Source organism: Vescimonas sp., from assembly GCF_057856985.1.
Map to the genome: position 1 here is coordinate 481459 of NZ_DBLZXX010000001.1, position 12755 is coordinate 494213.

Genomic DNA, 12755 nt, shown 5'->3' on the forward strand with positions numbered 1-12755 from the left:
GCGCATATCCTGACAAGGAGGAAACAGAAATGCCCGGAACTCGTAAGCTCGGTAAGACTACCGATCAGCGTATGGCGATGCTCCGTCAGCAGGTCACCGATTTCCTGGACAAGGGCCGTATGGAGACTACCATCACCCGTGCCAAGGAGATCAAGCCCATGGCCGAGAAGATGATCACCCTCGGCAAGAAGGGCGATCTGGCTGCTTACCGTCAGGCGCTGAGCTTCATCACCCGCGAAGACGTGGCCAACAAGCTGTTCAAGGAGCTGGCTCCCAGCTACGCAGAACGCAACGGCGGCTACACCCGCATCATTCGCACCGGCATCCGCCGCGGTGACGCTGCGGAGACCGCTGTCATCGAGCTGGTGAAATAAGCGAAGTCTAAACTGCAAAAACGCCCTTTCCCATGGCCTCGGCTATGGGAAAGGGCGTTTTTTCGCGCCGCCACTTCAGGTTGCGCCGGAAAATTTGCCCGCGCAACCTGAAGTTGATGGACAAACACCCCCATCTGCCTGTATAATAGGGCTGAAAACGGAGAAAGGGAGGGCTTGCCATGGCAACCATCCGCTGCCGGTCCTGCGGCCGCATATACGATTACAACAAACAGGACATGTGCCCCAAGTGCGGCGCCTATAACCGTCCGCCCCACCGCGAGCGGGTGGACCCCGATGGCACCGTCCACTTCGTGGAGGACCAGTCCATCCCGCCCCGCCGCGGCAAGGTCTGCTACGAGGAAAAGACCTGCTATGAGGATCAGACCCGCCGCGGCTCCCGTGAGAAAGCCGCCCACACCGGGTCCGGCAGCGCCCGCACACAGGAGTGGGAGAACGCCAAGAACAGCGTCAACCGCGCCGTAAACCATGTGAGCGGTATGAATACGCAGAGCCGCGGGAAGACAGCGGTCCTGATCGTCGCGGCCGTCAGCGTCCTCATTTCGCTGATAGGCTCCTGCCAGACCCACCTCAGCTACACCTCCGAGCCAGAGCCCGACTGGCCTGTCGAACCCGCCACAGAGATCACCGACCCCACCGATACCTACCGGTTTGGCTGTGCCTTTGAGCTGATGGGCCAGACCGGCACAGTCACTGAGGTGGGGACCAGCGGCCAGCGCATTATGATCACCGTGGAGGGTCTGGAGCCCGACACCTATTACCCACCCTATCTGGTGGCCTACGACAGCGACGGCTATTTCGTGGATCTTGCATCTCCCGACGAGATCACGGATTGGGATTCCGGCACCACCTATACCTACGACCGCGACGACATGACCGGCCTCGAGGACGCGGCCCAATGGACGCTGGAGTTCGACGTGCTGGAGGAGCAGGACGGCAGTATGGTGTTCACCGGCGACGAGGTAGTCGTGGACCTGACCGGCTACATACAGTAACCGCCGCAGCCACCCCGTCATACCCAGCCCTACCCCGCGCATATACTGCCACCGGTGATTTGATGAAGAAGCTCCTCCGCACCGCGCTGGCCGCATGGGCCGCAGTGATCCTGCTGCCCGCCTGCACCGTCCCCAGCTCCTACGACCCCGCCGTGCCTCACGCGGTGAACCCTGCCGTCTCTGCGGATACCCCGACGGATGCCGACCCCAGCGCCCCAAAATACGTGGCCCTCACCTTTGACGACGGCCCCTCGCCCCGCTGCACGCCCCGCCTGCTGGACGGTCTGGCGGAATACGGCGCCCGTGCCACCTTCTTTGTGGTGGGCTGCCAGACGGTGAAGGATCCGGACATCGTCCGGCGTATCGCCGCCGAGGGGCATCAGGTGGGAAACCATTCCTACGACCACCCACAGATGGACAGCCTGACCTGCGCGCAGGCACTGGCCGACCTGCAAAAAAACGAGGACCTGCTGCGCCGGCTGCTGGGGAAGGGGGACTACTGGGTGCGCCCGCCCTACGGCCTGTGTACCGACCGGGAGGCGGCCGCCCTATCCGTGCCGCTGGTGAACTGGTCGGTGGACACCGAGGACTGGAAGAGCAAGGATGCCGATAAGATCCTGGATATCATCTACCGTCAGGTGTCCGACGGCGACATTGTGCTTCTCCACGACCGCTACCAGAACACGGTGGATGCGGTGCTCCGCGCCGTGCCCCACCTGCAGGAGCAGGGTTACGTGTTCGTCACCGTGTCGGAGCTGCTGACCCTGAAGGGGGTCACGCCGGAGTCCGGTGTCACCTACCACAGTGTAAAATAAAAAACCCTCCCGAAGCGACAGCCTCGGGAGGGTCTGATTCACTTTAGCCTTACGCAGCGGCGGCCAGCATACAGTTGATGACCAGCGTCAGCACGACGAAGATGGCGCCCACCCACTTGGTGGCCTTAGCCAGCTTGGCGTCGATGCTCTTGGCCTTGGACTTGGCCATGTAGCTGTCGGCGATGCCGCCGATAGCGCCGGACAGGCCCTGGCTCTTACCGGACTGGAACAGCACGATGGCGATCAGGATCAAAGCAGCCAGCAGCTGCAGAATGGTAACGAAAATCAGCATAACGGGAACCTCCACATCTATTCCGTGCCGCAGGGCACATAATTCACAGTACAAACGATTTTACCATAATACAACCGCCAATGCAAGGGGTGACGGCAGATTTTTTCTCCATTTTACCGAAAAAATGATAGAACAAATGTTGCAATCCGCAAAAACCTGTGGTACACTATATTTACAACTATCAGCCGTCGCAGAGAAAGGGGTATCCACATGGCGAAGCTGACTAAAATGCAGCAGAAGATCTACGACTATATCGCCGAGACCACGCGGCAGCAGGGCTATCCGCCCTCCGTCCGCGAGATCGGGGAGGCGGTGGGCCTGCGCTCACCGTCCACGGTACACTTTCATTTGAAGCATATGGAGGAGATGGGCGTCCTGACCAAGGGGGCCGGCAAGGGCCGCGCCCTGACGCTGACGCCGCTGGAGGGCGCAGCGCCCGCCGCACCGACTGCGCCTGCGTCCCACTCTGCCCCTGCGGAGCCGGAGATGCCCGTGGGCCGCGTCCCCATCGTGGGCACGGTGGCCGCCGGCGCACCCATCCTGGCTCAGGAGTGCATCGAGGACTACCTGACCTTCGACACCAACGGACGGGAGGGGGAGTATTTTGCCCTGCGGGTGCGGGGTGAGTCCATGCTGAATGCCGGCATCCTGCCCGGTGATCTGGTGGTGGTGCATCAGCAGCCGGAGGCCCATAACGGCGAGATCGTGGTGGCCCTGCTGGGGGAGGAGGCCACAGTGAAGCGGCTCAGCCGCCGTAACGGACAGGTCTGGCTCCTGCCGGAGAACGACGCATACAGCCCCATCGACGGCCATGATGCCGTCATTCTGGGTAAAGTGACCGCCGTGGTCCGCCAGTACTGATCCGCTGCACGGGTGCCATCGTCATTCCACACAGCGCGGCGTCCTTCCGCGCCGCTGTGCGTATCTATCACCCGTCGGCAGCGCCCTTTCGCAGCGCGGCGCAGCTTTGCGCCGCCGCGCATATGTCTGATTGAATAGAAAAGGCACGCCGGTTTTAGGGCCGGCGTGCCTTTTACACAGCGTGTTTTATCTGGTTCGCTCAATGTCTTCATCATGAAGCCGATCCGGAAGAAAAACCGGAAATTAACCGGAAATTATTTGGCCGCCTGGGGGGTGTCCAGGTGGACGGTCCACTGCTCCAGCGAGAAGAAGGGGTCCGTTTCCGTGGCAGTCAGGCCCTCCACCAATCCGGTGGTGGTCAGCACCGAATCGGACTTGAAGCACAGGGGGGCGATGGGCATTTTTTCCAGCAGGTCCTGCCACAGCGCCGTCAGCGCTTTCGACCGCTGACCCTCCGATGCCGTGCGGCAGGCGGCCAACAGAATGTCGGTGTCCTCATCGGAAAAGCCGCCGTAATTCAGAGAACCCTCCGTGCCGACAAGCTCCAGAATATCCCAGTCCGCCGTCAGGCGGCACTCGCCGTAATACAGGTCGAAGCTGCCGTCCTGCAGCCGCTGGAGGTACGTCTCCCAGGGCACACTGTCCACCGTCACCGTCAGGCCGCAGCGGCTCAGCGCGGCGGCGATCTCCTGAGCGGCGCTGACCTTGAAGGAGTTTTCCTCGTTGACCAGCAACGTCACGGATACCCCGGCATACATGCCTGCGGAAGCGTTGTCAGAACTGGTGTTTCCGGCATTTGCGGCATCGCCTGAGCTTCCGGCTTCTTCCTGCGTCAGCTGCTGGAGCGCGGCGATGCTGTACGGCGCCTCCAGCTCCGTGGGGTACTCCTCACTGGCGGGGGAGAGAGGGAACTGGGCGGCGCTGCCGTGGCCCAGCAGGCAGGAATCCACCAGAGCCTGACGGTCCGCGGCTGCGCTGACCGCCTGCCGCAGTGCAGCATCGCTGAAGGGCGCACGGCGGGTGTTGAAGCCCAAAAACTGCATCACAGACGTGGGGGCGTCGGTATAGTCGCCGCTGGCGGACACGCCGGACGCACCGGTGCCGGTGAGGTCCAGCGGCAGCAGCTGGACCTCGCGGGAGGAAAAGGCGTAGAGCATGGTGTCGCGGTCCTTGCAGTGCAGCAGCTCAATGCGCCGCAGCGGCAGGGCCTTCTGCTGCCACCAGCTGGGATTTTGTTCCAGGTACGCGCCGCTATCCGATGCGGTGAACACGTAGGGGCCGGTACCCACCGGCACGGTATCCGACTCGGTGCCGGCCTTGACAATGGGAATGTCCAGCCGCCACGCCAGCGTGGCCAGATCGGTGCTCATGGTGATGCGGACGGTGTCGCCCTGTGCGCGGACGGAGGACACCTCCGCCAGCCGCGCAGCGTACCGCTGGGACTGCCGTGCCCGTTCCAGCGTGGCCGCCACGTCCCGTGCCGTCAGGGCAGAGCCGTCGGAAAAGGTGACACCGCTGCGCAGTGTCAGCGTATAGACCCGCTGCTCCGCATCGTAGGTGCAGCTGTCCGCAAGCAGAGGACGGAGGACGTAGTGCTCGTCCAGCTCAAACAGCTTTTCATACAGCAGGGCCCCCACCGACGACTGCACCGTCTCCGTGGTGGTAACAGGGTCCAGACTCTCTCCGGCAAAATAGGGCAGGGTGAAGGTGGTCAGAGGCTCCGGCTCCGGCGTCTCATTCTCCGCGCCGTAAAACTCCGACAGCTCGCCCAGCGGGTCGGATGGCTCCTCCCAGTTGGCGCAGCCGGTGGCGGTGAGCAGCAGCGCCGCCAGCAGCAGACACAAGAGCCGCCGTCTCATGGCGTCACCTCCCGCAGGGAGATCAGCGCTGCCTGCTCGCCCCGCCGCAGGCCGGTTTTCCGGTGGCTCCAGTACAGATCGGGGCGGCAATAGGTGCAGTCACCGCAGAGGTCGATATGCCGCACGCCGGCCTTTTGCAGCCACAGGGCGTTGACGGCCTTCAGGTCGATGTGCCACTTTTGGCCGTTCCACGTCATGAAGGGCTCGGCCTCCACCCCCAGCACCTCACGGAGGGCGGCGGGCACGTCGTTGTCCGTTTCAAAGCAACACGGCCCGATGGCGGGGCCGATGGCGGCGCGGATATGGGCGGGATCGCAGCCGAAGGCGTCCTGCATGGCGCGGACGGTCTTGCCAACGATGCCGGCGGCGGTGCCCCGCCAGCCGGCGTGGGCGGCCCCTACGGCGCGGCGCACCGGATCGTGGAGCAGGATCACATTGCAGTCGGCGGAGAACACCACCAGCGGGATACCGGGCACGTCGGTGATAAGGGCATCGGCACTGTCGTAGTCCTGGGGGACCCAGAGGCCCTTGCCGCAGTCTGCCGCCGTCACCAGACGCACATCGTCGCGGTGGATCTGACGGCTCAGCACGGCGCGGCGGACATCCATGTCCAGCGCGGCGCACAGGCGGCGGAAGTTCTCCTGCACGTTGGCGATGTCGTCGCCCCGCCGGTCGTCCAGATTCAGGCTGTCCCACGGGGCGGGGGACACGCCGCCCAGACGGGTGGAGAAGCCGTGGCGGATGCCGTCCGATGCCAGTGCGCCGGCGGTGAGGAACGTGACGCCGTTTTTCATTTGGGTGTGGAACATGGCGGCTCCTTTCGGAAAGCAAGGCGGGCGGCGGCATCAGCCGCCGCCCGCCGGTCAGTTGGGATAGGGTGTCTCACACGACAGCCCAGCGAAGCGGGTATCGTGTGAAATCATTTAAGAGTGGTACTCCTTGCAGGTACACTTCTTCCACTTCAGACCGCTGCCGCAGGCACTTTGGCGCCCCAAATCTTTGATTTGGCTGGCGTCATGCGACCGTAGGCAGCGCGCAGGGGAGAAATGCGGGCCGAACTCAGGAATGGTACTCCTTGCAGGTACACTTCTTCCACTTCAGACCGCTGCCGCAGGGGCAGAGGTCGTTGCGGCCCACCTTTACCACGCGGGTGGGGCGCTTCTTCACGGTGCCATCGCCGCCCACATTCTCGGTGATGCCGGAGGCCACGCGCTCGCGCTTGACCTCCTGGTTCTGGCGCAGGCGCACGGAGTACAGACGGCGCACCGTCTCCTCCTTCATGGCATTGACCATCTCCTCGAACATCTCCAGAGACTCTTTCTTGTAGGCATCCACCGGATTGGTCTGGGCGTAGGCCCGCAGGCGGATGCCCTGGCGCAGATCCTGCATGGCGTCGATGTGCTCCATCCAGTACTCGTCCACCACACGCAGCAGGATGACACGCTCCAGCTCGCGCATGACAGGGGGCGTGATCTCCGCCTCCTTCTTGTCATAGTAGTCGGCGGCGGCTGCGGTGAACAGGTCGGTGAAGTCCTGCTGGGTCATGGTCTTGAGCTGATCCTCGTCGATCTTCACGGTATACTTGGGGAAGTAGACGCCTTCCACGCTGTGCAGCAGGTCGCGGCAGGCGGCCATGTCCAGATGCTCGCTGCCCAGGAAGGCGGTGTGGACCAGATCGGAGATGGCGCCGTTCATCATGTTCATGATGATGTTCTTGACATCCATGCCGTCCAGCACCTGCTTGCGCTGGCCGTAGATGATCTCGCGCTGCTTGTTCATGACATCGTCGTACTCCAGCACGGACTTACGGGTCTGGAAGTTGCGGCTCTCCACGGTGGTCTGTGCCTGCTCAATGGCGCGGGAGAGCATCTTGCTCTCAATGGGAGTGTCCTCATCAATGTCCATGCGCTCCATCAGAGAGGTGACGCGGTCACCGCCGAACAGGCGCATCAGATCGTCCTCCAGAGAGATATAGAAGCGGGTCTCGCCGGGGTCGCCCTGACGGCCGGCACGGCCTCGGAGCTGGTTGTCGATACGGCGGGAGTCGTGACGCTCCGTGCCGATGATGAACAGGCCGCCGGCGGCACGGACCTTCTCGGCCTCGCCGGCGATCTCCGCCTTGTGCTGCGCCAGCTTTTCGGCAAACAGCTTGCGGGCGTTGAGGATCTCCTCGTTGTCCGTCTCGGCGTAGCCGGTGGCCTCGGCGATCAGCTCATCGGTGAGTCCAGCCTTGCGCAGGTCGTTCTTGGCCATGTACTCGGCGTTGCCGCCCAGCATGATATCCGTACCACGGCCGGCCATATTGGTGGCCACGGTGACGGCGCCGAACTGGCCGGCCTGGGCCACGATCTCGGCCTCGCGCTCGTGGTTCTTGGCGTTCAGCAGATTGTGCTTGATGCCCTCGCGGGTCAGCATCTTGCCCAGCAGCTCGTTCTTCTCAATGGAGACGGTACCCACCAGCACCGGCTGGCCCTTGGCGTGGCACTCCTTCACCTGCCGGATGACGGCGTGGTACTTGCCGTTCTCGGTCTTGTAGACGGAGTCCTCATTGTCGATACGGGCGATGGGGCGGTTGGTGGGGATCTCGATGATGTCCAGAGCGTAGATGGTGGCGAATTCCTCCTCCTCCGTCAGAGCCGTACCGGTCATGCCGGACAGCTTGCGGTACAGGCGGAAGTAGTTCTGGAACGTGATGGTGGCCAGCGTCTTGCTCTCGCGCTGGACGGACAGGTGCTCCTTGGCCTCAATGGCCTGATGCAGACCCTCGGAGTAGCGGCGGCCGAACATGAGACGGCCGGTGAACTCGTCCACGATCACCACTTCGCCGTCCTTCACCACGTAGTCCACATCCCGCTTCATGATGCCGTGGGCCTTGATAGCCTGGTTGATGTGGTGGGCAGTGGTGCTGTTCTCGGGGTCACTGAGGTTGTCCAGATGGAAGAACTCCTCCGCCTTCTTGATGCCGCGGGCCGTGAGGGAGCAGGTGCGGGCCTTCTCGTCCACGATGTAGTCGGCGTCGATGTTGACGTCCTCTTCCTCCTTGTCGTCCGTCTCCGCCACCACGTACTTCTTCAGGCGGGCGGCGAAGGACTCGGCCATATCGTACATCTGGGTGGACTTCTCGCCCATGCCGGAGATGATCAGGGGGGTGCGGGCCTCGTCGATGAGGATGGAGTCCACCTCGTCCACGATGGCGAAGGCGTGGCCCCGCTGGACCTGCTCGTTGGCGTAGATGGCCATATTGTCGCGGAGGTAGTCGAACCCCATCTCGTTGTTGGTGCCGTAGGTGATGTCAGCCTGATAGGCTTTCTGACGCTGCTCCTTGGTCATGTCGTGGATGATGAGGCCCACGGTGAGACCCATGAAGCGGTGGACCTTGCCCATCCACTCGGAGTCGCGCTTGGCCAGATAGTCGTTGACGGTGACGATGTGGACGCCCTCGCCGGTCAGCGCGTTCAGGTAGGCGGGCAGCGTGGCCACCAGCGTCTTGCCTTCACCGGTCTTCATCTCGGCGATGCGGCCCTGATGCAGGACGATGCCGCCCACCAGCTGAACGGGGTAGGGGCGCATGCCCAGCACGCGGTCCGCGGCCTCACGGACAGCGGCAAACGCCTCCGGCAGGATGTCGTCCAGCGTCTCGCCGTTGGCAAGGCGCTCCTTGAACTCCGGCGTCTTGGCCTGCAGCTGGGCATCGGTCAGGGCCTTGTACTCCGGCTCCAGTGCGGTGATCTTATCCACGATGGGATAGATGCTCTTCAGCTCACGCTGGCTGTATGTGCCAAAAAGTTTGGTGATAAGTCCCATATATTCGTATCCTTTCCGTATAAAAGAATATGCGCATACAATAGCAATAATATAGTATAGCACAGGATATTGTCTAATGCAAAAGAATTTCTGTGAACAATCTGCGATGGACAGAATGCGCGGTTTGCGGTTGATGAAACTGTAAAGATGTGGTATACTTGTCCATATATAATTATGAAAAGGAGTTTCTGCCATGAAGCTGAGCTTTTACGGCGCTGACCAGTGCGTCACCGGCAGCTGCCATTGTCTGGAGGTCAACGGAAAGAAGATCCTGGTGGACTGCGGCCTGCAGCAGGGCCGCGATGAGATCGACAACGCCGCTCTGCCCTTCCACCCGGGCAGCATCGACGTGGTGCTGGTGACCCACGCCCACATCGACCACTCCGGCCGCATCCCCATGCTCATCAAAAACGGGTTTCAGGGCCGCATCATCACCACACGGCTGACAGCGGACCTGCTGGACATCATGCTGCAGGACTCCGCCCACATCCAGGAGCAGGACGCGGAGTACCAGAACCGCAAGAACAAGCGGGCCGGCCGTCCGGAGGTGCAGCCCATCTACACCGTGGCCGACGCCATGCAGGTGCGGGAGTATATCCAGCCCTGCGAGTACGGCCAGAAGGTGCAGGTCACAGACGACGTGACGGCGGAGTTCATCGATGCGGGACACCTGCTGGGCTCCGCCAGCATCAAGCTGACGTGCCATGAGGGCGGCGAGACCCGCACCGTGGTGTTCTCCGGCGATATCGGCAACGTGGATCAGCCCATCATCCGCGATCCCCAGTTCTACGCCGATGCCGACTATGTGCTGATGGAGTCCACTTACGGCGACCGCAACCACACCGAGGTGTGGAGCTACACCGACCAGCTGGCTCAGATCATCGACGAGACGCTGGCCAAGGGCGGCAACGTGGTCATCCCCGCCTTTGCCGTGGGCCGCACCCAGGAGCTGCTGTACTTCATCCGCGAGATCAAGGACCGCGGGCTGGTGACCTCCGTGAAGGATTTTCCCGTGTACGTGGACAGCCCGCTGGCCAAGAAGGCCACCACCATCTTCTGCGGCGACCTGCGGGGTTATCTGGACAAGGAGGCACTGGCCCTGGTGCAGGACGGCACGCATATGTTCAACTTCCCGGGCCTGCACCTGACGGAGACGGTGGAGGAGTCCAAGCTGCTGAACATGGACAAGACCCCCAAGGTCATCATCTCCGCCAGCGGCATGTGCGATGCCGGACGTATCCGCCACCACCTGAAGTACAACCTCTGGCGGGGCGACAGCGCCGTGGTGTTCGTGGGCTTCCAGTCCCCGGGTACGCTGGGCCGGCACCTGCTGGACGGCGCGCCCAGCGTGAAGCTGTTTGGCGAGGACATCGCCGTGCGGGCCAAGATCGTGAACTTCCAGGGCCTCAGCTCCCACGCCGACCACGATCATCTGGTAGACTGGATCAAGCACTTTGATCCGGCAAAGACCACCCATGTGTTCATCGTACACGGCGACCGCGAGGTGGCGCCGGTGTTCGCCGAGACCGTGTCCAAGCTGGGCTTCGCGGCTCACGCGCCCCAGTATACCGAGGAGTACGACCTCATCGCCGACAAGAAGCTGGCGGTGGGCTATCTGCCGGAGCGCAAGACCCGTGCCTACGAGGGCGCGCCCAAGGCCACGCCCGCCTATCAGAAGCTGGTGCAGATGGGCGATATGCTCATCGGCCTTATCCGCCGCAGCAGGGGGCGGGACAACAAGACGCTGGCGGCCTTTGCCGAGGCCATCAGCAAGATCATCAGCAAGTTCGAGTTCTGAGCCGTGCTGGAGAAGAACAAGGTATACCGCGCCCGCATTCAGGGGTACACCTCCGAGGGGCTGGGCGTAGCCCGTATCGACGGGCAGGCGGTGTTTGTGCATCAGGCACTGCGGGGCGAGGAGTGCGACATTCTCGTTCTGAAGGTGCTGAAAAACGCCGCCTTCGGCAAGGCGGTGCGGGTATACGAGCCATCGCCCCACCGCGTGGAGCCGGACTGCCCGTACTACGGACGGTGCGGCGGCTGCGACTTCCGCCATATGGACCGCGCCGAGGAGCTGGCCGCCAAGCGGCAGCGGGTGCAGGATGCGCTGGCCCGCATCGGCGGCAGCGCCGTGACGGTGGAGGGCATCGACGGCGGAGAACCCCTGCACTACCGCAACAAGAGCCAGTACCCCGTGGCGGCGGATGGCAGCGTGGGGTTCTACAAGGCGCGGAGTCATCAGGTCATCCCCGTGGAGCGGTGCCGCATCCAGAAGCCCCAGGCCGACGCGGCGGCCCAGGCCCTGCGGACGTACCTCCGGCTCTACGGCGTCAGCTGCTACGATGAGAAAACGCGGCGGGGGCTGGTGCGGTACCTGTACGTCCGCACCAACGGCGCGGGGCAGTCGCTGCTGTGCGTGCTGGTGAACGGGAAGAAGCTGCCCCATGAACGGGAGCTGGTGGACCTGCTGCGGCAGGCGGTGCCGGAGACCGTGGGTGTGGTGCTGGGGGTGAACACCCGGCCCACCGGCGCGGTGCTGGGACAGGAATACCGGACGCTGTGGGGCGCGGACGTGCTGACCGATACCCTGTGCGGCCTGACGTTTCGGCTCAGCGTGCCGTCGTTCTATCAGGTGAACCGCGAAATGGCGGAGGTGTTGTACCGGCGCGCTGTGGAATTCGCGGGACTCACCGGCACGGAGACGGTGCTGGACCTGTACTGCGGCGCAGGCACCATCACCCAGGTGATGGCCCGCCACGCGGGCCGCGTCATCGGCGCGGAGATCGTGCCGGAGGCCATCGAGGACGCCAGGGCCAACGCGCAGCGCAACGGCGTGGAGAATGTGGAGTTCTTCTGCGGCGATGCGGCGGCAGCGGCGGCGGATTTCGCCCGGCGCGGACTGCGGCCCGATGTCATCTGCGTGGACCCTCCCCGCAAGGGGCTGGCGCCGGAGGTGATACACGCCGCAGCCCAGATGGCGCCCAAGCGCATCGTATACGTCTCCTGCGATCCCGCCACGCTGGCCCGGGACGTGAAGCTGCTGGCCCAGGAGGGCTACCGGGCCATCCGCGCCGCGGCGGTGGACATGTTCCCGGGGACCGCCAACGTCGAGACTATATGTTTATTGTCCAAACTTAATGCGAAGCAACATATCGAGATTAACTTGGATATGGACGAGCTGGATTTGACCGATGCGGAAAAGAAAGCCACCTACCAAGAAATCAAAGATTATGTGTTGGAGCACAGCGGCTTGAAAGTTAGCAGCTTGTATATCGCACAGGTAAAACAGAAGTGCGGTATCATTGAGCGTGAGAACTACAATAAGCCGAAGTCTGAGGACGCTAAACAGCCGCAATGCCCGCCAGATAAAGAAAAAGCAATCAAGGAGGCATTGACGCACTTCGGCATGATTTAAGGAGGGCGGATATGACGTATTTGATTTCTTGTGAGTTCAACATGGATACCGCTTGTGTGGAACTGAAATTCAACGACGGCAGTATGATTGCCATTGACACCATTGCCGTGGAGAACGAGGTTGCCGACAATATGTATCAGCGGTCAGAGTTGGACTGGCTGATCTACAATGCGCCGTTGGAGTACGCCGATCTGATACTGAACGGCGATCCGGAGAAGTATCTGAAAGCGGTCACGCAGTATAAGCCGTTGGATAGCTGACATGGAAACAGCCCGTAGGACGTCAAAATCCTACGGGCTGTGTTTTCAGCCATATTTTAACT

The 12755-nt window shown here is 62.5% G+C and carries 11 protein-coding genes; 7 read left to right on the forward strand and 4 right to left on the reverse strand.

Annotated elements, in window-relative coordinates:
- Positions 1-29: 29 nt before the first annotated feature.
- The 3 genes from rplQ (at position 30) to ACZM22_RS02265 (ending at position 2202) form a co-directional block, all read left to right on the forward strand.
- Entirely contained in the window at positions 30-374 is a 345-nt protein-coding gene (gene rplQ / locus ACZM22_RS02255) for a 50S ribosomal protein L17 (protein ID WP_483268628.1), read from the forward strand.
- 179 nt (positions 375-553) lie between these two features.
- Positions 554-1387: a hypothetical protein gene (locus ACZM22_RS02260; protein WP_489542958.1), complete on the forward strand. Its 834-nt coding sequence runs from the start codon at positions 554-556 to the stop codon at positions 1385-1387.
- A 62-nt stretch (positions 1388-1449) separates the two neighbouring features.
- Positions 1450-2202: a polysaccharide deacetylase family protein gene (locus tag ACZM22_RS02265; protein ID WP_489542959.1), complete on the forward strand. Its 753-nt coding sequence runs from the start codon at positions 1450-1452 to the stop codon at positions 2200-2202.
- 49 nt (positions 2203-2251) lie between these two features.
- On the opposite strand, the gene secG is transcribed toward ACZM22_RS02265, so the two are convergent.
- On the reverse strand, positions 2252-2494 hold the full coding sequence (gene secG / locus ACZM22_RS02270) for a preprotein translocase subunit SecG (RefSeq protein ID WP_483268617.1): 243 nt from the start codon (positions 2492-2494) through the stop codon (positions 2252-2254).
- A gap of 210 nt (positions 2495-2704) precedes the next feature.
- On the opposite strand from secG, the gene lexA reads away from it, so the two are divergent.
- The gene (gene lexA, locus ACZM22_RS02275; RefSeq protein ID WP_489542960.1) at positions 2705-3355 is read left to right on the forward strand and encodes a transcriptional repressor LexA; all 651 of its coding nucleotides are present in this window, start codon (positions 2705-2707) and stop codon (positions 3353-3355) included.
- A gap of 254 nt (positions 3356-3609) precedes the next feature.
- Here the strand turns inward: lexA and ACZM22_RS02280 are convergent, their stop codons facing one another.
- The 3 genes from ACZM22_RS02280 to secA all read right to left on the reverse strand — a co-directional run bounded on the left by ACZM22_RS02280 (position 3610) and on the right by secA (position 9018).
- Entirely contained in the window at positions 3610-5214 is a 1605-nt protein-coding gene (locus tag ACZM22_RS02280; RefSeq protein ID WP_489542961.1) for an ABC transporter substrate-binding protein, read from the reverse strand.
- Positions 5211-6023, reverse strand: coding sequence for a peptidoglycan editing factor PgeF (pgeF, locus tag ACZM22_RS02285; RefSeq protein WP_489542962.1), 813 nt, complete (start codon positions 6021-6023; stop codon positions 5211-5213). The genes ACZM22_RS02280 and pgeF overlap by 4 nt, the downstream gene beginning before the upstream one ends.
- A gap of 250 nt (positions 6024-6273) precedes the next feature.
- Positions 6274-9018, reverse strand: a complete 2745-nt coding sequence (secA, locus tag ACZM22_RS02290) for a preprotein translocase subunit SecA (protein ID WP_489542963.1) — start codon at positions 9016-9018, stop codon at positions 6274-6276.
- A gap of 193 nt (positions 9019-9211) precedes the next feature.
- Here secA and ACZM22_RS02295 point away from each other — a divergent pair, with 193 nt between their 5' ends.
- From ACZM22_RS02295 to ACZM22_RS02305, 3 genes are read left to right on the forward strand one after another with little or no spacing between them, the layout of a single operon-like run.
- Positions 9212-10816 (forward strand): MBL fold metallo-hydrolase RNA specificity domain-containing protein, encoded by a 1605-nt coding sequence (locus tag ACZM22_RS02295; RefSeq protein WP_483268612.1) that lies wholly within the window; start codon positions 9212-9214, stop codon positions 10814-10816.
- Between the two features lie 3 nt (positions 10817-10819).
- Complete coding sequence (gene rlmD, locus ACZM22_RS02300) at positions 10820-12433, forward strand: 23S rRNA (uracil(1939)-C(5))-methyltransferase RlmD (protein WP_489542964.1); 1614 nt, start codon at positions 10820-10822, stop codon at positions 12431-12433.
- Positions 12434-12444: 11 nt separating this feature from the next.
- Positions 12445-12693 carry a DUF6061 family protein gene (locus tag ACZM22_RS02305; RefSeq protein ID WP_117470680.1) on the forward strand — a complete coding sequence of 83 codons (249 nt, stop codon included), beginning with the start codon at positions 12445-12447 and terminating at the stop codon, positions 12691-12693.
- Positions 12694-12755 lie beyond the last annotated feature (62 nt).